Source organism: Bradyrhizobium arachidis (assembly GCF_024758505.1).
Classification (GTDB): domain Bacteria; phylum Pseudomonadota; class Alphaproteobacteria; order Rhizobiales; family Xanthobacteraceae; genus Bradyrhizobium; species Bradyrhizobium manausense_C.
This window is the reverse complement of sequence record NZ_CP077970.1, coordinates 6,185,659-6,205,297: the sequence shown is the minus strand read 5'-3', so window position 1 is coordinate 6,205,297 and position 19,639 is coordinate 6,185,659. Positions and strand designations below refer to the sequence as shown.

18 protein-coding genes are annotated in these 19,639 nt (G+C 64.0%); 11 read left to right on the top strand and 7 right to left on the bottom strand.

Going from position 1 to position 19,639, the window contains the following annotated elements; translation table 11 throughout:
• Window positions 1-11 precede the first annotated feature (11 nt).
• Both oxc and KUF59_RS28720 read right to left on the bottom strand, forming a co-directional pair.
• Entirely contained in the window at window positions 12-1,745 is a 1,734-nt protein-coding gene (gene oxc / locus KUF59_RS28725; RefSeq protein ID WP_212455563.1) for an oxalyl-CoA decarboxylase, read from the bottom strand.
• A 62-nt stretch (window positions 1,746-1,807) separates the two neighbouring features.
• Window positions 1,808-2,503: a GntR family transcriptional regulator gene (locus KUF59_RS28720; RefSeq protein ID WP_249140020.1), complete on the bottom strand. Its 696-nt coding sequence runs from the start codon at window positions 2,501-2,503 to the stop codon at window positions 1,808-1,810.
• A gap of 346 nt (window positions 2,504-2,849) precedes the next feature.
• Between KUF59_RS28720 and KUF59_RS28715 the strand changes: the two genes are divergently transcribed.
• The 9 genes from KUF59_RS28715 to KUF59_RS28675 all read left to right on the top strand — a co-directional run bounded on the left by KUF59_RS28715 (window position 2,850) and on the right by KUF59_RS28675 (window position 13,198).
• Complete coding sequence (locus KUF59_RS28715; RefSeq protein WP_212455561.1) at window positions 2,850-4,979, top strand: acetate--CoA ligase family protein; 2,130 nt, start codon at window positions 2,850-2,852, stop codon at window positions 4,977-4,979.
• A 117-nt stretch (window positions 4,980-5,096) separates the two neighbouring features.
• Window positions 5,097-5,936, top strand: a complete 840-nt coding sequence (locus KUF59_RS28710; RefSeq protein ID WP_212455560.1) for an IclR family transcriptional regulator — start codon at window positions 5,097-5,099, stop codon at window positions 5,934-5,936.
• 114 nt (window positions 5,937-6,050) lie between these two features.
• Window positions 6,051-7,019 carry a Bug family tripartite tricarboxylate transporter substrate binding protein gene (locus KUF59_RS28705; protein ID WP_212455559.1) on the top strand — a complete coding sequence of 323 codons (969 nt, stop codon included), beginning with the start codon at window positions 6,051-6,053 and terminating at the stop codon, window positions 7,017-7,019.
• Window positions 7,016-7,501: a tripartite tricarboxylate transporter TctB family protein gene (locus KUF59_RS28700; protein ID WP_212455558.1), complete on the top strand. Its 486-nt coding sequence runs from the start codon at window positions 7,016-7,018 to the stop codon at window positions 7,499-7,501. Before KUF59_RS28705 ends, KUF59_RS28700 begins: the two co-directional genes overlap by 4 nt.
• A complete protein-coding gene (locus KUF59_RS28695; RefSeq protein WP_212455557.1) occupies window positions 7,501-9,000 on the top strand; it encodes a tripartite tricarboxylate transporter permease in 1,500 nt (499 codons plus the stop codon). Before KUF59_RS28700 ends, KUF59_RS28695 begins: the two co-directional genes overlap by 1 nt.
• A 214-nt stretch (window positions 9,001-9,214) precedes the next feature.
• On the top strand, window positions 9,215-11,005 hold the full coding sequence (gene gcl / locus KUF59_RS28690) for a glyoxylate carboligase (RefSeq protein WP_212455556.1): 1,791 nt from the start codon (window positions 9,215-9,217) through the stop codon (window positions 11,003-11,005).
• A 13-nt stretch (window positions 11,006-11,018) separates the two neighbouring features.
• Window positions 11,019-11,804 carry a hydroxypyruvate isomerase gene (gene hyi / locus KUF59_RS28685; RefSeq protein WP_212455555.1) on the top strand — a complete coding sequence of 262 codons (786 nt, stop codon included), beginning with the start codon at window positions 11,019-11,021 and terminating at the stop codon, window positions 11,802-11,804.
• A 12-nt stretch (window positions 11,805-11,816) separates the two neighbouring features.
• Complete coding sequence (locus tag KUF59_RS28680; RefSeq protein ID WP_212455554.1) at window positions 11,817-12,704, top strand: 2-hydroxy-3-oxopropionate reductase; 888 nt, start codon at window positions 11,817-11,819, stop codon at window positions 12,702-12,704.
• A 113-nt stretch (window positions 12,705-12,817) separates the two neighbouring features.
• Window positions 12,818-13,198: a DUF1236 domain-containing protein gene (locus KUF59_RS28675; RefSeq protein ID WP_212455553.1), complete on the top strand. Its 381-nt coding sequence runs from the start codon at window positions 12,818-12,820 to the stop codon at window positions 13,196-13,198.
• 38 nt (window positions 13,199-13,236) lie between these two features.
• On the opposite strand, the gene KUF59_RS28670 is transcribed toward KUF59_RS28675, so the two are convergent.
• The 3 genes from KUF59_RS28670 to KUF59_RS28660 form a co-directional block, all read right to left on the bottom strand.
• Window positions 13,237-13,611 carry a VanZ family protein gene (locus KUF59_RS28670; protein ID WP_212455552.1) on the bottom strand — a complete coding sequence of 125 codons (375 nt, stop codon included), beginning with the start codon at window positions 13,609-13,611 and terminating at the stop codon, window positions 13,237-13,239.
• A gap of 78 nt (window positions 13,612-13,689) precedes the next feature.
• Window positions 13,690-14,298: a thiamine pyrophosphate-dependent enzyme gene (locus tag KUF59_RS28665; protein ID WP_212455551.1), complete on the bottom strand. Its 609-nt coding sequence runs from the start codon at window positions 14,296-14,298 to the stop codon at window positions 13,690-13,692.
• A gap of 8 nt (window positions 14,299-14,306) precedes the next feature.
• Window positions 14,307-14,873: a thiamine pyrophosphate-binding protein gene (locus KUF59_RS28660; protein ID WP_212455550.1), complete on the bottom strand. Its 567-nt coding sequence runs from the start codon at window positions 14,871-14,873 to the stop codon at window positions 14,307-14,309.
• Between the two features lie 265 nt (window positions 14,874-15,138).
• On the opposite strand from KUF59_RS28660, the gene KUF59_RS28655 reads away from it, so the two are divergent.
• Complete coding sequence (locus KUF59_RS28655; RefSeq protein ID WP_212455549.1) at window positions 15,139-16,188, top strand: hydroxyacid dehydrogenase; 1,050 nt, start codon at window positions 15,139-15,141, stop codon at window positions 16,186-16,188.
• Window positions 16,189-16,400: 212 nt separating this feature from the next.
• Window positions 16,401-16,613, top strand: coding sequence for a hypothetical protein (locus tag KUF59_RS28650; protein WP_212455548.1), 213 nt, complete (start codon window positions 16,401-16,403; stop codon window positions 16,611-16,613).
• Between the two features lie 19 nt (window positions 16,614-16,632).
• Here KUF59_RS28650 and KUF59_RS28645 read toward each other — a convergent pair whose 3' ends face one another.
• Window positions 16,633-17,202 (bottom strand): GNAT family N-acetyltransferase, encoded by a 570-nt coding sequence (locus KUF59_RS28645; RefSeq protein WP_408918038.1) that lies wholly within the window; start codon window positions 17,200-17,202, stop codon window positions 16,633-16,635.
• Between the two features lie 15 nt (window positions 17,203-17,217).
• Window positions 17,218-19,575 (bottom strand): Orn/Lys/Arg family decarboxylase, encoded by a 2,358-nt coding sequence (locus tag KUF59_RS28640; RefSeq protein ID WP_212455546.1) that lies wholly within the window; start codon window positions 19,573-19,575, stop codon window positions 17,218-17,220.
• Window positions 19,576-19,639: the final 64 nt, after the last annotated feature.

Genomic DNA, 19,639 nt, shown 5'->3' with positions numbered 1-19,639 from the left:
GAAGGGGGTGCTTACTTCTTCTTCTGCAAAACGCTCTGCGGATTGAGATTGCCGATACGGCCGCTCTCCGAGCCCGCCGCCGGATCGATCACCGCGTTGATCAGCGTGGGCCTGCGTGAATCCATCGCTTCGTTGACGGCGCGCTTGAGCTCGTCCGGCGAGGTCGCGTTCACGCCGACACCGCCAAAAGCTTCCATCATCTTGTCGTAGCGCGCGCCCTTGACGAACACGGTGGTCGCGGGATCCGCGTTGGCATTGTTGACGTCGGTGCCGCGATAGATGCCGTCATTGTTGAAGATGACGACGCAGACCGGAAGGTTGTAACGGCAGATGGTCTCGACCTCCATGCCGGAGAAGCCGAACGCGCTGTCGCCTTCGACCGCGAGCACGGGATTGCCGGTCTCGAGCGCGGCTGCGATCGCCTGGCCCATGCCGATGCCCATCACGCCCCAGGTGCCGACGTCGAGACGCTTGCGCGGCTTGTACATGTCGATGACGCCGCGGGCGAGGTCGAGCGTGTTGGCGCCCTCGTTGACAAGGATCGCGTCGGGACGATCCTTGATGACGTTCTTCAGGACGCCGAGCGCGCCGTGATAGTCCATCGGCGACTTGTTGTTCATCAGCTTCGGCGCCATCTTGGCGACGTTCTCTTCGCGCTTGGTCGCAACGGCCTTGGTCCAGTCGGACGGCGGCGCGGTCCAGCCTGCGCCCATCGCCGAGACGAAAGCGGAAACGACGGAGCCGATGTCGCCGACCACGGGGGCGACGATCTCGATGTTGGAGTCCATTTCCTTCGGCTCGATATCGACCTGGATGAACTTCTTGGGCGCATCGCCCCAGCTCTTGCCCTTGCCGTGCGAGAGCAGCCAATTCAGCCGCGCGCCGATCAGCATCACGACGTCGGAGTCCTTCAGCACCGTGGAGCGGGCCGCACCGGCGCATTGCGGATGGTTGTCGGGCAACAGGCCCTTGGCCATGCTCATCGGGAGGAACGGCACGCCGCTCTTCTCGACGAAGGTCTTGATCTCTTCGTCGGCCTGCGCGTAGGCCGCGCCCTTGCCGAGGATGATGAGGGGACGCTTTGCGCCCTTGAGCACGTCGAGCGCGCGCCTGACCGAAGCGGGCGAGGGGATCTGCGCGGGCGCAGCGTCGATCACCTTGACGAGCGACTTCTGGCCGGCGTCGGCGTTCATCACCTGGCCGAACAGTTTTGCCGGCAGGTCGAGATAGACGCCGCCGGGACGGCCCGAGACCGCGGCGCGGATCGCACGGGCGAGACCAATGCCGATGTCCTGGGCGTGCAGCACGCGATAGGCCGCCTTGCACAGCGGTTTTGCAATCGCGAGCTGATCCATCTCTTCATAGTCGCCCTGCTGGAGGTCGACGATCTCGCGCTCCGACGAGCCCGAGATCAGGATCATCGGGTAGCAATTGGTGGTGGCGTGGGCGAGCGCGGTGAGGCCGTTGAGGAAGCCGGGCGCCGACACGGTGAGGCAGATGCCCGGCTTCTTGGTGAGGTAGCCGGCAATCGCTGCTGCGTAGCCGGCGTTCTGCTCGTGGCGGAAGGAGATCACGCGAATACCGGCGGCCTGCGCCATGCGGCCCAAATCCGTGATCGGGATGCCCGGCACATTATAGATGGTGTTGATGCCGTTCAGCTTGAGCGCGTCGATGACGAGATGAAAACCATCCGTCAGTTCCTGCTCGGAGCCCGGTGCTTCGGACTTGGTCGCGGTATTCAGCATGGGCCTTGTCTCCCTGATCTCAAGGTCGTTGGGACGAGTGCTCGTCCTTCTGGTGAACGTTGCTAAGTAAAAAGTTCCTGGCCGTGGGCCTCGACGTAGGCCGCAAGGCCCAGCGTGTGGTCACGCGCGCGCTTCTCGGCGAGTTCGGTGTCGCGCGCTTCCAGCGCTTCGATGATGCCGAGATGCTCGGGCAGCGAGGTCGCGGTGCGATCCTTGCGTCCGATGGTCAGTTGCCGGTAGCCGCGCACATGCAGCAGCAGATCGTTGGTCAGGTCGACCAGGATCGGCGATTCCGACAGCGAGATCAGCGCCTGGTGGAACGCGATATTCGCCTTGGAATATTCCTCGACGTGATCTTCGGGCAGGCGGTCCTTGCCAAAATCCTTGAAGAAGTCGCGCAGCGCCGAGATGTCCTTCTTGCGCGCGGTCGTGGTGATCAGGCGCGCGGCCATGCTCTCCAGCGCCGCCCAGGCGCGGATCATGTCGACGATCTCGCTTTTGGTCCGGCGCACCACCATGATGCCCCGGCGCGGCACGGTCTTCACAAAGCCGTCCTGCTCGAGCATGGCGATCGCTTCGCGGATCGGCGTGCGGCTGACACCAAGTCGTTCGGAGAGGGCGCGCTCGTCGAGCATTACCGGCTCGGGCGTCGAATAGATGTCCATCCTGAGGATCGCTTCCTTCAAGGCGTCATACGCCTTGTTCTTGAAGCTGCTCTCCGGGGCAATGCGGACGATTGCGATGTCTGCCTCGGCCATGTTGGACGGCGCCTTGGTCTGTTTCCGTAGGGACACGACGATTCTCCTCCTATGAAGGAGTCGTCTTTTACAGGAATATTTACCGAAATGTTTTTGGCATACCACATGCCAGAATGTCAAGCTGCCTATTTTTTGCGGCGTTACCCCCGATGCGGCCGCTTGACAAGTTGGCTTCTGGCATACCAAATGCCATCGCCAGCCATTTTTGATCCAGGCCGGCGGAAGAGAGTTAGGCAAATGCCACTCCGTTCCGTCCGAGGGAACAGGGCGCGGCGAATGGCAGGCGTCACGGGCAGCCCAATGCGCGCCCTGCAAAGCAAGAATTTGAGGTCAAGGAGGAAGCCACATGTCCAATTCCAAAGATGTCGTCCGCAAGGTTCTTGACCAGGTCAAGGCGGACAATCGCACCAGCCTGACGGCGCCCGAAGGCAAGGTCGTCTGCGACGCCTATGGCATTCCGGTGCCGAAGGAGGGGGTTGCGAAGTCGGCAGGCGAGGCCGGCAAGATGGCGTCCTCGATGGGTTTCCCGGTCGTGATGAAGATCGTCTCGCCGGACATTCTCCACAAGACCGAAGCTGGCGGCGTCATCGTCGGCGTCAAAACGGCGCAGGATGCCGAGAAGGCCTACGAGACCATTCTCTCCAACGCCAAGAAATACAAGGCCGACGCCAAGATCGAGGGCATCCAGGTGCAGCAGATGCTGGCCGGCGGCACCGAGGTCATCGTCGGCTCCATCACCGACGCCTCGTTCGGCAAGCTCGTCGCCTTCGGCCTCGGTGGCGTGCTGGTCGAAGTCCTGAAGGACATCACCTTCCGTCTCGCGCCCGCGACCAAGGAAGACGCGCTCTCGATGCTCGACGGCATCCAGGCGCATGAGATTTTGAAGGGTGTTCGTGGCAGCGAGCCGGTGAACCGCACTGCGCTCTCCGACGTCATCGTCAAGGTGTCGCAGCTCGTCACCGACTTCCCGGAGATCGTCGAGCTCGACCTCAACCCGGTCTTCGCGACTCCGAAGGACGCGATCGCCGCCGACGTGCGCATCGTCGTCGACTTCGCCTACAAGCCGAAGCCCAAGCCGCGCCCGACCGAAGAGATCGTCGCGGCCATGAAGCGCATCATGCAGCCGAAGGCGGTTGCCGTGGTCGGTGCCTCGGCCGAAGACGGCAAGATCGGCAACTCCGTGATGAAGAACCTCATCAACGGCGGCTACAAGGGCGAGATCTACCCGATCCATCCGAAGGCCGCCGAGATCCTCGGCTACAAGGCCTATAAGAGCGTCAAGGACGTGCCGGGCGTGATCGATACGGCTGTGTTCGCGATCCCCGCAAAGTTCGTGGCGGCGGCGCTCACTGAATGCGGTGAGAAGAAGATCCCCGGTGCGGTGTTGATCCCGTCGGGTTTTGCGGAAGCCGGCGCGCCCGAGCTCCAGGCCGAGATCGTCGAGGTCGGCAAGAAGTACGACATCCGCCTGATGGGGCCGAACATCTACGGCTTCTACTATACGTGGGCGAACCTCTGCGCGACCTTCTGCACCGCCTACGACGTCAAAGGCCACGCGGCGCTGTCGTCGCAGTCGGGCGGCATCGGCATGGCCATCATCGGCTTCTCGCGCTCCGCCAAGATGGGCGTGTCGGCGATCGTCGGTCTCGGCAACAAGTCCGACATCGACGAGGACGATCTGCTCGCCTTCTTCGAGCAGGATCCCAACACCAATTTGATCGCGCAGCACTGCGAAGACCTCAAGGACGGCCGTGCTTTTGCGGAGGCTGCAAAACGCGTCTCCAAGAAGAAGCCGGTGGTCGTGCTCAAGGCCGGCCGCACCTCGGCCGGCGCGAAGGCGGCATCCTCGCACACCGGCGCGCTCGCCGGTAACGACCGGATCTATGAGGACGTGTTCAAGCAGTCCGGCGTGATCCGTGCGCGGTCTTTGCGTCAACTGCTCGAATTCGCCCGCGGCGTGCCGGTGCTGCCGACGCCGAAGGGCGAGAATGTGCTGATCATCACCGGTGCGGGCGGCTCGGGCGTGCTGCTGTCGGACTCCTGCGTCGACAACGGCCTGTCGCTGATGTCGATGCCGCCGGATCTGGATGCGGCCTTCCGCAAGTTCATCCCACCGTTCGGTGCGGCGGGAAATCCTGTGGATATCACCGGCGGTGAGCCGCCGATCACCTACGTCAACACGGTGAAGCTCGGGCTCTCCGACGAACGCATCCACGCGCTGATCCTCGGCTATTGGCACACGATCGTCACTCCGCCGATGGTGTTCGCCCGCAACATGGTCGAGGTGAAGAAGGAGATGGAGGCCAAGGGCTTTGTGAAGCCGATGGTCGCCTCGCTCGCCGGCGACGTCGAGGTCGAGGAGGCCGCCGAATATCTCTACCAGCACGGCATCCCGGCCTACGCCTATTCGACCGAGCTGCCGGTCGAGGTGCTCGGCGCCAAGTACAAGTGGGCCCGCGGCGCGGGCCTGCTCTGAGCGTTATCTCTCCTGTCATCCCGGGGCGATGCGAAGCATCGAACCCGGGATCTCGAGATTCCGGATATGGTCCTTCGGACCATTCCGGAATGACGTAGTCGGAACGGTCAGGTCGCGATGAAAAAAGACGTGATCCGGCGCAAACCTCTCGAGCCCAAATCTGGGGAGGCCGATCACGATTCGCGCGATGGCGGCGTACAGTCCGTCGACCGCGCGCTGTCGATCATCGAGACATTGGCCGAAGACGACGAGGGCTATCGCCTCAGCGATCTAGCTGTCCGCACCGGCCTGTCGGCCTCGACCGTGCACCGCCTGCTGGCGACGCTGGAAAGCCGTCGCTTCGTACAGTTCGACCGCGCCGAATCCAAATGGCATGTCGGCGTACGCAGCTTTACCGTAGGCGCGAGTTTTGCGCGGCGGCGCAACTTCAGTGCGCAGGCGATTCCCTATCTGCGCAAGCTGCGCGATCTCACTCGCGAGACCGCCAACCTCGCCGTGGTCGACGACGAATTCATCATCGTGCTGACCCGGATGGAGAGCCGCGAGATCATGCGCTCGCTGACCCAGGTCGGCGGCCGCGTCGCCATGGTGACGTCGGGTGTCGGCAAGGCGGTGCTCGCGACCTATTCCGATGAGGACGTCGGCGCGGTCATTCGCCATCACGGCATGCCCAGGCTGACTGAGAAGTCGATCGTGCGCCCGAGCGACCTGTTCAAGGAGCTCGAAAAAATCCGCAAGCAGGGTTACGCGCTCGACGATGAAGAGGCCTGTATGGGCCTGCGCTGTATTGCCGCAGTGGTCTATAACGACTGCGCCGAGCCGCTCGCGGCGATTTCCGTCTCGGGCATGACCAGCCGCATGACCGACGACAGATTACCGGAAATCGGCCAAATCGTGCGCGAAGTCGCCGGTGAGCTGACGGTCGCGCTCGGCGGGGTGATGCCGGCGTCCCGCTAACAGGAAACCAGGCGCTGTCGCTGGACAGCATCAGCCGTTTTGGCTGATATGCGACCAAACGACACAATGCGGCAAATGATCAGCAACGTCCGCATGAGCCTGGAGAATGCCCTCATGTTTCAATTTTCTGCGCGCCTTGTCGGCGCAGCCGTCGCGCTGACCCTTGCGGCAGCCACCCCGGCCTTTGCCCAGCAGCTCGAGCTCAAGCTGATGGCGCCGGCGGCACCAGGCGGGGGCTGGGACCAGACCGCGCGCTCGATGCAGCAGGCGCTGGTCGCCGCGGGCGTCGCGCGCAGCGTGCAGGTCACCAACGTTCCCGGCGCAGGCGGCAGCGTCGGCATTGCGCAGTTTGTCAACGGCGCAAAGGGCGATGGCAACCAGCTGATGGTCAACGGCTTCGTCATGGTGGGCGCACTCGCGATGAACAAGTCGCCGGTGACGCTCGATCAGGTGACACCGATCGCGCGCCTCACCGAGGAAATCCAGGTGATCGTGGTGCCGGCGAATTCGCCGATCAAGACCGCGCAGGATCTGGCCGCCGCGGTGAAGGCCGATATCGCCAAGGTGACCTTCGCCGGCGGGTCGGCCGGCGGCGTCGACCATGTGATGGCGGCGTTGTTCGCTGGCGCCGTCGGCGCCGACGCGAAGAAAATCAACTACATCCCGTTCTCCGGCGGTGGCGAGTCACTGGCGGCGATCCTCGGCGGCAAGGTCACCGCGGGCATTTCGGGGCTGAGCGAATATGAAGGGCAGATCAAGTCCGGCAAGCTGCGCGCGATCGGCGTGACCTCGGAGAAGCGCATCGCAGGCAGCGACATCCCGACCTTCAAGGAGCAGGGCATAGACCTCGTGATCGCCAACTGGCGCTCGGTGGTCGCGCCTCCCGGCATCACGCCGGAGCAGCGCAAGACGCTGAGCGATGCGGTCGAGAAGATGGTGAAGTCGGACGCGTGGAAGGAAATCCTCAAGCAGAAGGGCTGGGAGGACGCCTATCTCGGCGGCGACGCTTTCGCCGACTTCCTGAAGAAGGAAACCGTGCGCGTCACTGATGTGCTCAGGTCGGTTGGCTTGGTCAAGTCATGAGCTCAGGTGATCCTGCGCAGCCGCCGCGGCGCGTCGATCGCGCCGGCATCGTCATCGCTGCACTGCTCGCGGCGCTCGCCGCGGTGCTGGTCTGGGACGCGCGCGGCCTGCAGTCCACCGCAATGTACGGGATGGGGCCGGAGGCCATGCCGGTCTTGGTCGCCACCGGCCTCGCGCTGCTCGCAATCGGCAATTTCATCGACGCGCTGCGCGGTAATCTTCCGGAGCGAGAAAGCGCCGATCCCGTGCCGGTGATTCTGATCCTCATTGGCCTTGCGCTGCTGATCGCCATCATTGGCCTTGGCGGAGGTTTCATCCTGGCGACGTCGGCGCTGTTCGTCACGACGTCGGCCGCCTTCGGGCGCCGTGCCATCCTTGTCGACAGCATTATCGCCATCGTGATGTCGACCCTCATTTATCTCGCGTTCGACCGCCTGTTGACGCTGAGCCTTCCGACCGGCCCGCTGGAGCGACTGCTGTGATGGACACTTTTGCCGCGCTGGCGCATGGCATGGCGGTTGCCATCCAGCCGATGAATTTGCTGTACGCGTTGATCGGCGTGTTCCTCGGCACGGCCGTGGGCGTGCTGCCCGGCATCGGTCCGGCGTTGACGGTCGCGCTGCTGCTGCCGGTGACGTACAAGCTCGACCCCGGCGGTTCGCTGATCATGTTCGCCGGCATCTATTATGGCGGCATGTATGGCGGATCGACCACCGCTATCCTCATTAACACGCCCGGCGAGAGCGCCTCGATGGCGACCGCGCTCGAAGGCAACAAGATGGCCAAGGCGGGCCGCGGCGGGCCGGCGCTTGCGACATCGGCGATCGGCTCCTTCGTCGCCGGCACCATCGCCACCATTGGTCTCGCGTTCCTCGCACCGTGGCTGGTCGATTTCGCCGTGCGCTTTGGCCCTGAGGATTATTTCGCGCTGATGTGCGTCGCCTTCGTCACGGTGTCGGCGACCTTCGGAGATTCCCCGATCCGCGGCCTGACCAGCCTGTTCATCGGGCTGACGCTGGGCCTCATCGGCATCGACAAGCTGACCGGTCAGGCGCGGCTTGCGTTCGGCGTCCCGGAGTTGCTCGACGGCGTCGAGGTCACTACGCTGGCCGTCGGCCTGTTCGCGGTGGGCGAGGCGCTCTACGTCGCATCGCGTCGCCACCACACCGAGGAAAAGCTCGAGCCTGTGCGCGGGTCGTTGTGGATGACAAAAGAAGACTGGAAGCGGTCGTGGAAGCCGTGGTTGCGCGGCACCATGTTCGGCTTCCCGATCGGCGCGCTGCCCGCAGGCGGCGCAGAGATCCCGACCTTCCTGTCTTATTCGACAGAGAAGCGTCTCACAAAACATCCGGAAGAGTTCGGCAGGGGCGCGATTGAAGGCGTCGCGGGACCGGAAGCCGCCAACAACGCCTCCGCCGCCGGCACGCTGGTGCCGCTCTTGACGCTGGGATTGCCGACATCGGCAACGGCCGCGATGATGCTGGCGGGCTTCCAGCAATACGGCCTCAACCCGGGGCCGCTGCTGTTCGCCGAGCGGCCGGACCTGGTGTGGGGCCTGATCGCCAGTCTCTTCATCGCCAATTGCATGCTGCTCGTGCTCAATCTGCCGCTGGTTGGATTGTGGGTACGGCTGCTCGCGATCCCGCAGCCGTGGCTCTACGCCGGCATCCTCGTCTTCGCGACCATGGGCACCATTGCCGCAAAGCCGTCGGTAGTCGAATTGTCGATGCTGGCTGGTTTTGGCGTGCTCGGCTTCCTGATGCGGCGGTTCGATTTTCCGATCGCGCCCGTCGTGGTCGGCCTGATCCTCGGCCCGATCGCCGAGAGCCAGTTGCGCCGCGCGCTCGCGATCAGTCTCGGCGATCCCATGACACTGGTGCAGAGCCCGATCTCGGCGACGCTGCTTGCGGTGGCGCTGATCGCGCTGCTGGCACCCTTCGTGTTGAAGGGCCTCGGGCGATTCAAGGCGAACGAGGATTAGTTCACCGGCTTCGATTTGATTCCGCTATCGGCCATTCCGGAAATTTGCATCTTCGCGTGATCCGCTTTCACGCATCTCTCGATCTAACCGATTGAGACCGCCGCGATTTTTCTGCGGCTGCCGCATGGTGGAAAATAAAATCGATCTCGTTGAGATCGCCGCCCACGCCCCCGATGATCACGCTCGAGAACACCGCAACCGAGCGAGGTCCGATATGGCGAAGATGCGAGCCGTCGATGCAGCCGTCCGCATTCTGGAGAAGGAGGGCATCACCACCGCCTTCGGCGTTCCCGGTGCTGCGATCAATCCGCTCTATTCAGCGCTGAAGAAGCGCGGCTCGATCCACCATATTTTGGCGCGCCACGTCGAAGGTGCTTCGCACATGGCGGAGGGGTATACGCGGGCGAAGGCCGGCAATATCGGCGTTTGCATCGGGACATCGGGGCCTGCTGGCACCGACATGATCACCGGGCTCTATTCGGCGATCGCCGATTCCATCCCGATCCTCTGCATCACCGGCCAGGCGCCGCGGGCGCGGCTCTACAAGGAAGACTTCCAGGCCGTCGACATCGAGTCGATCGCAAAGCCCGTGACGAAATGGGCGGTGACGGTGCGCGAGCCGGCGCTGGTACCCCGCGTATTCAGCCAGGCCTTCCACATCATGCGTTCGGGCCGGCCGGGCCCGGTGCTGATCGACATGCCGCTCGACGTGCAGCTCGCCGAGATCGAGTTCGATGACGAGACCTATGAGCCGCTGCCGGTCTACCGGCCGACCGCGTCGCGAAAGCAGGTCGAGAAGGCGCTGGAGATGCTCAACGCCGCCGAGCGGCCGCTGATCGTCGCGGGTGGCGGCATCATCAATGCCGACGCCTCCGATCTGCTCGTCGAATTCGCCGAGACCGTGAACGTGCCTGTCGTGCCGACGCTGATGGGATGGGGCGCCATTCCGGACGATCACGTGCTGATGGCCGGCATGGTCGGCCTGCAGACCAGCCACCGCTACGGCAACGCCACGATGCTGGACTCCGATTTCGTGCTCGGCATCGGCAACCGCTGGGCCAACCGCCATACCGGCTCGATCGAGACCTACACCAAGGGCCGCAAATTCGTTCACGTCGATATCGAGCCGACGCAGATCGGCCGCGTGTTCAATCCCGATCTCGGGATCGTCTCGGATGCCAAGGCTGCGCTTGAACTCTTCGTCACCGTCGCCAGGGAGTGGCGCCGGTCCGGCAGGCTGCGCGAGCGCCAGGCGTGGCCCGCCGCCTGCCTCGATCGCAAACGTTCGATGCTGCGCAAGAGCCATTATGACAACGTGCCGATCAAGCCGCAGCGCGTCTATGAGGAGATGACCAAGGCCTTTGGCCGCGACACCTGCTACGTCACCGTGATCGGCCTCTCGCAGATCGCCGGCGCGCAGTTCCTCGGCGTCTACAAGCCCCGCAACTGGATCAATGCGGGGCAGGCGGGTCCGCTCGGCTGGACATTGCCCGCAGCCCTTGGCGTGCGCGCGGCATGTCCGGAACGCGACATCGTCGCGCTCTCGGGCGACTACGACTTCCAGTTTCTGATCGAGGAACTCGCGGTCGGGGCGCAGTTCAATCTGCCCTACATTCACGTCGTCGTGAACAATTCCTATCTCGGCTTGATCCGTCAGGCCCAGCGCGGCTTTGACATGGACTATCACGTCCAGCTCTCCTTCGAGAACATCAACGCCCCCGAACTCGGCGTCTACGGCGTCGACCATGTCGCGGTCGCCGAAGGGCTCGGCTGCAAGGCGATCCGCGTCAGGGATCCGAAGGACGCGCAGGCGGCATTTGCAGCCGCGCGCGAATTGATGGCCAAGCACCGCGTGCCCGTGGTGGTCGAGTTCATCCTGGAACGCGTCACCAACATCGCGATGGGCACGGAGATCGACAACATCGTCGAGTTCGAGGAGGTGCTGGACCTGCCGCTCGACGAGGTCGAAAGCGCGCGGCCCGGCGTGCTGCAGCCGGCGGAATAGGGAGGACAGCACGATGCCGAAATTTGCCGCCAACCTCACCATGCTCTTCAACGAGATGCCGTTTCCCGAGCGGTTTGCGGCCGCCAAGGCCGCAGGCTTCAACGGGGTCGAGTATCTCTTTCCCTATGATTTCGACAAGGCGCTGCTGCGCGAGCAGCTCGACAGCCACGGGCTCACGCAGGTGTTGCACAATCTGCCGGCGGGCAACTGGGCGGCGGGCGAGCGCGGCATCGCCATCCTGCCGGACCGCGTCGCCGAATTCCGCGACGGCGTGTTCCGCGCCATCGATTATGCCAAGGCGCTCGACTGCGATCAGCTCAATTGCCTCGTCGGCATCGCGCCCGCTGGCGCCGATCCGGGCGAGCTGAACGAGACGCTGGTCGGGAATTTGCGCTTTGCCGCCGCGACGCTGGCGCGGGAGAACATCAAGCTCTTGGTCGAGCCGATCAACACGCTCGACATTCCCGGCTTCTTCCTCAACGGGACCGAACAGGCGGTGCAGCTCATCTCCGAGGTGCGCTCGAGCAATCTGTTCATCCAGTACGACATCTATCACATGCAGATCATGGAGGGCGATCTCGCCCGCACGATTGAGAAGCATCTCGATCGCATCGCCCATGTTCAGCTCGCCGACAATCCCGGCCGCCACGAGCCCGGCACCGGCGAGATCAACTATCCCTTCCTGTTTCGCCACCTCGACGCGATCGGCTATCGCGGCTGGATCGGCTGCGAATACAAGCCGCGCACCACGACGCTGGAAGGCCTGTCCTGGCACGCCGCGCAAACGTTCGAGACCTGAGGATTTATGGACATGATCGATATCGGTTTCATTGGACTGGGCACCATGGGACGGCCGATGGCCGGCCATCTCCTGGCTGCGGGCCATCGCCTGTTCCTGCATGACGTCGGCGGAGTCGCGCCGGATCTGATTGCGGCCGGCGGCGTCGACTGCAAGTCGGCGAAGGAGGTCGCGCAGGAGGCGGACGCCGTCATCATCATGGTGCCGGATACGCCGCATGTTGAGGCCGTGCTGTTTGGCAAGGACGGCGTTGCGGACGGCATCTCCAAGGGCAAGATCGTGGTCGACATGAGCTCGATCTCGCCGCTTGCGACCAAGGAGTTCGCCAGGAAGATCGAGGCGCTGGGTGCGGACTATCTCGACGCGCCGGTGTCGGGCGGCGAGGTCGGCGCGAAGGCTGCGAGCCTCACCATCATGATCGGCGGGCCCGAGCGCGCCTTCAACACCATGAAGGGCGTGTTCGACAAGATGGGCAAGAACGTCACCCGGGTCGGCGCCAATGGCGACGGACAGACCACCAAGGTCGCGAACCAGATCATTGTCGCACTGACGATCGAGGCGGTGAGCGAGGCGCTGCTGTTCGCCTCCAAGGCGGGCGCCGATCCGGCGCTGGTGCGGCAGGCGCTGATGGGCGGCTTCGCCTCGTCGCGGATTCTGGAGGTGCATGGCGAACGCATGGTGAAGCGCAATTTCGATCCCGGCTTCCGGATCGAGCTGCACCAGAAGGATCTCAACCTCGCGCTCGAAGGCGCGCGTTCGCTCGGCCTGTCGCTGCCGAGCACGGCGGTCGCCCAGCAATTGTTCTCGGCCTGCACCGCGCATGGCGGCAAGGCTTGGGATCATTCGGCGATGGTGCGCGCGCTCGAATTGATGGCGGGGCACGAGATCGCCGCCGCCTGAACTGTTACGCAGTAACGTTCTCCAGTTTTTGTGCCGCGCTTCGGCCACGATGGAACCGGAACTATCGCCGTTTCCATCGGTTGTGAGCGCATAACAAACACTGGAGAGTTGACATGAAGAGTCTTGCGATCTCGTTGGCTGCGGCGTCGCTGCTGGCGTCAAGCGCAGCCTTTGCTCAGTCGACCACCGCCCAGGGCGCCCACGAGGGCGCGCGTGCGGGCGGTGAGGTCGGCGGCCCGATCGGCGCGATGGTCGGCGGCACGGTCGGAGCGGCCGTCGGCGCGGGCCTCGAAATTCCGAACGCGGTGCTGGGCGGAATTCCGCGTGATCACTCGGTCGTGGTGCAGGAGCGCGTCGTCGTCGGCGAGCCGCTGCCGCCAACCGTGGTGCTGCGCCCCGTTCCGAACTACACCGAGTACCGCTACGCGGTCGTCAATGATCGCCGCGTGATCGTCGAGCCGCGCACGCGCAAAATCGTCAAGATCATCGACTGATCGCACCCACCACGAACGTCAACGGGCCCTGCGGAGATCTACTCCGCGGGGCCTTCGCTCGTGAGGGTGTTGCTGCGAAAGCGTGTGACCGCCCACTCGACGGCCGCGGACAGCACGAAGCCGACGCAAGCGGTGAGGGCATCCACGACAAAATCTTCAAGCCGCGCATGGCGGCCTGGCGCAATGAATTGCAACAATTCGAGGACGCCGATCAGGCCGACCGCGATCATCGCAGCCGACCAGCGTCGCGTCGAATAGGCAAGCCCGAAGGCAAGGCCAACCAGCACGAAGGCGAGCGCGTGCTCGCCATCCTGGCCGAGTTGGGCATGCGGGCGGAGGTCGGGCGGACCAAGCGTCGCGAAGGCGACGGCGGCGGCGAGCAGCCAGGCAAATAGCTTCAAAAGAATGGTCATTCCAGTTCGCTTAGCACGATTTTGCAGCGCAATAAAAGTCGTCAGGCGTCAGATCGCCGGGTAGTTAATTACAGATCGTTAAAGTGGCTGCCGCACGCCGAGGCCGTGCATGAACCGTTCACGAATCTGAACGGGATCGCGGCGGGTCGTGCCGACGCCCGGCTGGTCGTCGATGCGTAGCGCAATCAGCGTTGGCTCAGACGCGCCCAGCGATTCATCGACCAGACGCTCAAAATCCTCCTCGTCTGCGGCCCAGACGCTGTTGGTCAGTCCCGAACCGACGCTGATAGCCACGATATCGGCAACTGAAGCGGCCGGCGTCGGTTGCGAGCCCGTAATCTGGTAGATGCCGTTGTCGAATACAATCATGGTGAGGTTTTTGGGCTTCAACGACGCGATGGTCGACAGCGCGCCGAGCTGCATCAGCAGCGAGCCGTCACCCTCCAGCGCGATGACGCGGCGATCGGGCTGCGCCAGTGCCACGCCGAGCGCAATCGGGAAGGCCAGCCCCATGCTGCCAAGCATGTAGAAGTTCTGCGGCCGGTGGCCCGCGGCCCACAGGTCGAAATTGGTGTTACCGATGCCGCCGATCACGGCCTCCTCGTTCTGGAGCTTGCCGATCAGGCGCGAGGTGACGTCGTAGCGGTTCATCACCTTGGTGTTGCGATTGGCGGTGTCCTTGCTCATGGCTGATCTCACTTGTCGAAAGTCTTGCCGCCGGTTAGCAGCGGATTGAGGATCAGCGCCACGGGCGCCTGCGTGGTGACGGCCTGCTTGATCGAGCGGTCGACGGTGAATTCAAGCTCGTCGAGCCGGGTGATGGTGTGATGCTCCAGCGCGAGCGAATCCAACACCGGACGCATGGTGCGGCAGACCAGCGCCTGGCCGTAGTTGAACTCGCCGAGCGTCCCGCGCTCGGACACGAACATGATCAGCGGGATCTGATAGGGCACCGCGAGCGAGGCCAGCACATTGGCCAGCGTGGCGAAGCCCGAGGTCTGCATCAGCAGCGCGCCGCGGCGGCCGCCCATCCAGGCGCCGGCAAGGATGCCGACGGCTTCCTCCTCGCGCGCGGTCGCAAACGTCGTGAAGAAGGGATCGGCGTGCAGGTTCCTGATCAGCGGCGTCAGCACCCGATCGGGCACGTAGGGGATGAGGCCGACGTCGTTCCGCTTCAGGGTCTGCAGCACGATGCCGTGCCAGGTTCTTTCAGCCGTGTCGTGAGACGTCAGGGGCGGGGTGTGCTGCTCCACGATCGCCATCTCGTCCTCCCTTCCGCGACCATCCTTCTTGCTCTTGAGCGCAAATCGCGGCTGCCCAGTTCAGGTGCTTCGGGGTCCGAACTTGACGCCACCGGCGGGATTGTCAACATGTCCACGCCGGCATGGCGATCTGCGCCGCAAGGCCTGCCTCGGCCGGCACCGCCGTGTCATAAGCAACCACAATCAGAAGAACGGGAGGAAAGCCTGGAGGGGCGCATGCCGCGCCGCTCCTGCATGGCCTCCGCCGGGAGCCGGAAGCAGGTCGATGTCGGTCAACAACAAGCGCGTCTTTTACGTCAAATATCTCGCCAATCCCATCTACATCGACATCCTGAAGGCGCGTGCCGACGTCCGGCTCGACCGGCTTGAGAACGATAGTCCAGTGGCCGATTTCGCGCCGGTCCTGGAGGCCGCGCATGTCTATCAGGTTGGGGCCGCGCGCGACGAACTGGCGCCGCATTTCCACGTCCATGCCGATCTCCTCAAGCGGACGCCCAACCTGCTGCTCGTGTCCTCCAACGGCGCGGGTTTCGATCCCGTCGATGTCGAGGCCTGCACCGCGGCGGGCGTCCTCGTCGTCAACCAGTCCGGCGGCAATGCGCATTCGGTCGCCGAGCATGCGCTCGCCATGATGCTCACGCTGTCGAAGCGGATCATCCAGTCCGACCGTCGCCTGCGCCGCGAGCGCAACGTCAACCGCAACGATCTCGTCGGCAACGAGGTCGAGCACAAGACCGTCGGCATCGTCGGGCTCGGCAATGTCGGCCGTCGCATCGCCGCGCTGTGCAGCACGCTGCTCGGCATGAAGGTGCTGGCCTACGACCCGTATCTTTCGGCCGAAGAGATGGCCGCGCGCGGCGGCGAAAAGGTCGAGCTCGACGAGCTTTTGCGCCGCGCCGACTTCGTGTCGATCTCCTGTCCGCTCGACAAGGGCAGCCGCGGCATGATCGGGGTGCGCGAGTTCGCGCTGATGCAGCCGCACGCCTATTTCGTCACCACGGCGCGCGGCTTCATCCACGACGAGGACGCGTTGCTTGGGGCGTTGCGCGACAAGCGCATTGCCGGTGCCGGCCTCGACGTCTGGTCCAAGGAGCCGCCGCCGCCGGACCACCCGCTGCTGCAGTTCGACAACGTGCTGGCCAGCCCGCATACCGCTGGCGTCACCACTGAAGCCCGCCAGAATATGGGTCGCATCGCCGCCGAGCAGGTCTTGGCCGCGCTCGACGGCAAGCGCCCGCCGCGCGTCATTAATCCCGCCGTCTGGCCGCACTACGCGGAGCGCTTCCACAAGGCTTTTGGCTTCACGCCGGGGTAAGGACAACTGTCATTCCGGGGCACGACGAAGTCGCGAGTCCAGAATCCATTTCTCCCTTCACCAGCGGCCAATTTGGATTCCGGGTTCATCCTTCGGGCGCCCCGGAACGACAAGTAGTGGAACCGCCGGCGGTTTTTTGATCCGCGTCAAAATCGCTCTCCCGCGATGCGGTTAAATGGGACTAGAGTGCCGCCGGGGCAGCAGGAGGTGCCATGTCACGCTATGTCGTCAGGTTCATGAAGGACGTGCTCGGCGAGTACGGCCGGCAGAGCGAAGTCTGCCAGGGTACCCTGGAGATCGAGGCTTCGGACGAAGGCGAAGCCACCGAGCAGGCCAAGCGAAAATTCTGCAAGGATCAGGCGTTACATCATTGGTCCCTGCATGCAGACCGCATTCATGTGAAAGCGGCTGATTTCCCGTCGTGACGCCGGGTTGTCGCCTTGTCTAACGGCCTGGGGAAGATGCGGGCGGCGGCGCCGTTGAACCGGCACCGAGCGAGCGTTGCACCATGACCGTGTCGGACCAGCGGCCGTAGCGATAGGCAACTCCGCACAGCAATCCGGCCCGCGTGAATCCGAACTTTTCGTGCAGCGCGAGCGAGGCGGTGTTGTCGGCGTCGATATAGCCGATCATCTGACGGAAGCCGGCGGCCGCGCAGGCGTCGATCAAGTCCTGAAGCAGCAGCCGTCCGATGCCGTGCCCGACATGGTCGTGGTGGACGTAGATTGAGTGCTTGGCCGTGAAGCGATAGGCCGGGCGCTTACGGAATAGCACCGCATAGGCGTATCCGACGACGTCGCCGCGCCATGTGGCGACCAGATGCGGCAGGCGGTTCTGCCGCAAATTCTTGCGCCGATCCCGCAGATCGTCAGGTTCCGGCGCACCGTGGCCTTCGACATCCTTTGGAACGCCGTGCCTGACGTGATGGCGGTAGATCGCCAGCATCGCCTCGACGTCACTGTCGCGCGAGGGACGGACCAGAACCGGCTCGTCGTCCGCGCGCATCATGCTCATTCCGTCCATCGGCGACTACTCGGCCACCACATAGGTATAGAGTCCGATGCGGCCGGCCGCGTCGACCTCCTTGTAGACGCCCTGGATCTCGACATCGAAGCCCGGGAACGTATTGAAGCAGGTTTCGAACATCTTCAGGTAGTCGATCATCGGCTTGGCGCGCTCGGTCAGCCGTTCGCCCGGGACGATCGTGGCGATGCCGGGCGGGTAGACCACGAATGGCGTGGTGGCGATACGGCCGGCAATCGCCTCGATCGGCAGATAGTCGACGTCGTTGCGGATCAGGCACCGGGCCGCATCGCGCGGCGACAGCGCGATCTCGGGCTGGTGCTCGCGCTGGAATTGCCGTGCCTGGAGCGTGCTGACCTCGGCCTCGCGGAAGAAGCGGTGCATATCAGCGCAAAGATCGCGGAGCCGTACTTCCGCATAGCGCGCCCGACGCCGCTGATAGAATTCCGGGATCACGTCGGCCAGCAGTGCATTGTCGTCGTGCAGCTTCTTGAAGGCGACCAGGCCCGAAATCAGCGTGCCGGCCTTGCTCGCCTCGACCCCGGGTGTGAGCAGGAAGAGCAGGGAGTTGAGGTCGTTCTTCTCGGCCACGATGCGGTTCTCGCGCAGATATTGCGCGACGACCGGGGCCGGGATGCCATGCTCGGCATAGGCGCCGGTGGTGCGGTCGAAGCCGGGCGTCAGCAGCGTCAGCTTGTTCGGATCGGTCATGGCAAAACCTTCCGTCAAGCCGGGAAAACCGTGCCAGGTGCTGTCGGGAGAAAGCTGCCAGAGCGCGGGATTGGTCGCGAGCTCGTCGGTCGAAAGGGTCTCCCAGGCAACGTTATGGACCGCGCCGGGCCGGCTGACGTCGGGAATGGCGACACGATCGGGAACGAACGGCTCGAAAAACCAGCGTCGCTCGGGGGTCTGCTCCTTCTCCTCGAACTCCCGGCGCATCGCGCGCATCTTCTTGCGCAGTTCGATGCCAAGCCGGATCGTATCGTCCCACAGCACCTCGCCGGACCGGCCCTTCATCATTTGCGCCCCGACATCGAGCGAGGCGAACAGGGGATAGAACGGTGACGTCGAGGCGTGCTGCATGAAGCTTTCGTTGAAGCGGCGGTGCTCGACGCGTCGCTTCTGGCCGCGAATGTGGCGGTCCCTGACGTGGATTTGCGAGGCCTGCGAGAAGCTCGCGAGCTGCTTGTGGGTCGACTGCGTCGCGATGATGCCCGGCGCATCCGGTGTCAGGCCCGAAAGGCCCATGGCGAAGCGGCCGGCATAGAGCGGGTGGAACTTCATGAAGCCGGCCCAGGCCTCGTCGAACAGGATGTAATCGCAGAGATGGCCGATGCGCTTCAAAATCATCTCGGCGCTGTGGATCGTGCCGTCATAGGTGCACTGTTCGACGACCGCGACACGGAACGGCCGCTCCTTGCGCCAGGCGTCCCTGTCCTGCACCAGCGGGTTGTTGCGGATCTCCTCGCGCAGCGCCTTCTCGTCGAGCGCCTCCCAGCGCATCGGGCCGATCAGGCCCCAGGCATTGCGGATGGTCGGCACGTAGACCGGGATGCCGCCATTGATCATTAGCGCGCCGTGATGGGCGGCCTTGTGGTTGTTGCGGTCGAATAGCACGAGGTCGCCATCGGTGACGAGCGCGCCGAGCGCGACCTTATTCGAGGTCGAGGTGCCGTTGAGCACGAAATAGGTCTTTTCCGCGCCAAAAATCTGGGCGGCTTCCTTCTGTGCCTTCAGCGCCCGGCCCTCATGGGTGAGGAGGTCCCCGAGGTCGAGCACGGAATTGTCGAGATCGTCGCGGAATACGGACTCGCCAAGATGTTCCACGAAGACGCGTCCGATCGGGCTGCGGTTGTAGAACACGCCGCCATTGTGGCCCGGGCAAGTCCAGAGCTGGTTGCCTTCCTCGGCGTAGTCGACCAGCGCGCCGAAGAAAGGTGTCTTCAGCGTCTCGGCATATTGTTTCAGCCGGCTGATCAGGTTCTTGGCGATGAAGGGCGGCGTTTCCTCAGACAGGAAGACGTAACCGTCGATGAAATCGAGCACCTCGACGGGCAGGTCCTCGAACCGCTTGCGTCGGATCAGGAGGATGATCGGGAAGTCGAGGCCGCGACGGCGCATCAGGTTGATCAGCGCCGAAGTCTTGCCTTCTAGGCCCTTCTTGCCCCAGTCGACGACCATGCAGCCGATGGCGGCATCGGTCTGCACCGCGATTTCGGCATCCTCGAGCCTGCGGGCCCGCACCACCTCGAAGCCGGAGCGCTGGATCTCCTCGATGATCTGGTTGAAACGGATGCCTTCGAGATCGTCGGTGTCGAACACCGGTGCGGCGAACAGGAAGTTGAAGCGCTTGAAATAGTCCATGTGCGGTCCCGAATATGCGAAGCTCACAGCTCTCGGCATATTCGATGACAGTGGGATGACAGCC

What these genes read in the sequence shown, in the direction of transcription:
- gcl (WP_212455556.1), top strand. Translation starts at nt 9,215, where the DNA reads ATGGCGAAGATGCGAGCCGTCGATGCAGCCGTCCGCATTCTGGAGAAG.
- KUF59_RS28655 (WP_212455549.1), top strand. Translation starts at nt 15,139, where the DNA reads ATGTCGGTCAACAACAAGCGCGTCTTTTACGTCAAATATCTCGCCAAT.
- KUF59_RS28695 (WP_212455557.1), top strand. Translation starts at nt 7,501, where the DNA reads ATGGACACTTTTGCCGCGCTGGCGCATGGCATGGCGGTTGCCATCCAG.
- KUF59_RS28650 (WP_212455548.1), top strand. Translation starts at nt 16,401, where the DNA reads ATGTCACGCTATGTCGTCAGGTTCATGAAGGACGTGCTCGGCGAGTAC.
- KUF59_RS28680 (WP_212455554.1), top strand. Translation starts at nt 11,817, where the DNA reads ATGATCGATATCGGTTTCATTGGACTGGGCACCATGGGACGGCCGATG.
- KUF59_RS28720 (WP_249140020.1), bottom strand. Translation starts at nt 2,503, where the DNA reads ATGGCCGAGGCAGACATCGCAATCGTCCGCATTGCCCCGGAGAGCAGC.
- KUF59_RS28700 (WP_212455558.1), top strand. Translation starts at nt 7,016, where the DNA reads ATGAGCTCAGGTGATCCTGCGCAGCCGCCGCGGCGCGTCGATCGCGCC.
- KUF59_RS28675 (WP_212455553.1), top strand. Translation starts at nt 12,818, where the DNA reads ATGAAGAGTCTTGCGATCTCGTTGGCTGCGGCGTCGCTGCTGGCGTCA.
- KUF59_RS28640 (WP_212455546.1), bottom strand. Translation starts at nt 19,575, where the DNA reads ATGGACTATTTCAAGCGCTTCAACTTCCTGTTCGCCGCACCGGTGTTC.
- KUF59_RS28665 (WP_212455551.1), bottom strand. Translation starts at nt 14,298, where the DNA reads ATGAGCAAGGACACCGCCAATCGCAACACCAAGGTGATGAACCGCTAC.
- hyi (WP_212455555.1), top strand. Translation starts at nt 11,019, where the DNA reads ATGCCGAAATTTGCCGCCAACCTCACCATGCTCTTCAACGAGATGCCG.
- KUF59_RS28645 (WP_408918038.1), bottom strand. Translation starts at nt 17,202, where the DNA reads ATGAGCATGATGCGCGCGGACGACGAGCCGGTTCTGGTCCGTCCCTCG.
- KUF59_RS28670 (WP_212455552.1), bottom strand. Translation starts at nt 13,611, where the DNA reads ATGACCATTCTTTTGAAGCTATTTGCCTGGCTGCTCGCCGCCGCCGTC.
- KUF59_RS28660 (WP_212455550.1), bottom strand. Translation starts at nt 14,873, where the DNA reads ATGGCGATCGTGGAGCAGCACACCCCGCCCCTGACGTCTCACGACACG.
- oxc (WP_212455563.1), bottom strand. Translation starts at nt 1,745, where the DNA reads ATGCTGAATACCGCGACCAAGTCCGAAGCACCGGGCTCCGAGCAGGAA.
- KUF59_RS28710 (WP_212455560.1), top strand. Translation starts at nt 5,097, where the DNA reads ATGAAAAAAGACGTGATCCGGCGCAAACCTCTCGAGCCCAAATCTGGG.
- KUF59_RS28705 (WP_212455559.1), top strand. Translation starts at nt 6,051, where the DNA reads ATGTTTCAATTTTCTGCGCGCCTTGTCGGCGCAGCCGTCGCGCTGACC.
- KUF59_RS28715 (WP_212455561.1), top strand. Translation starts at nt 2,850, where the DNA reads ATGTCCAATTCCAAAGATGTCGTCCGCAAGGTTCTTGACCAGGTCAAG.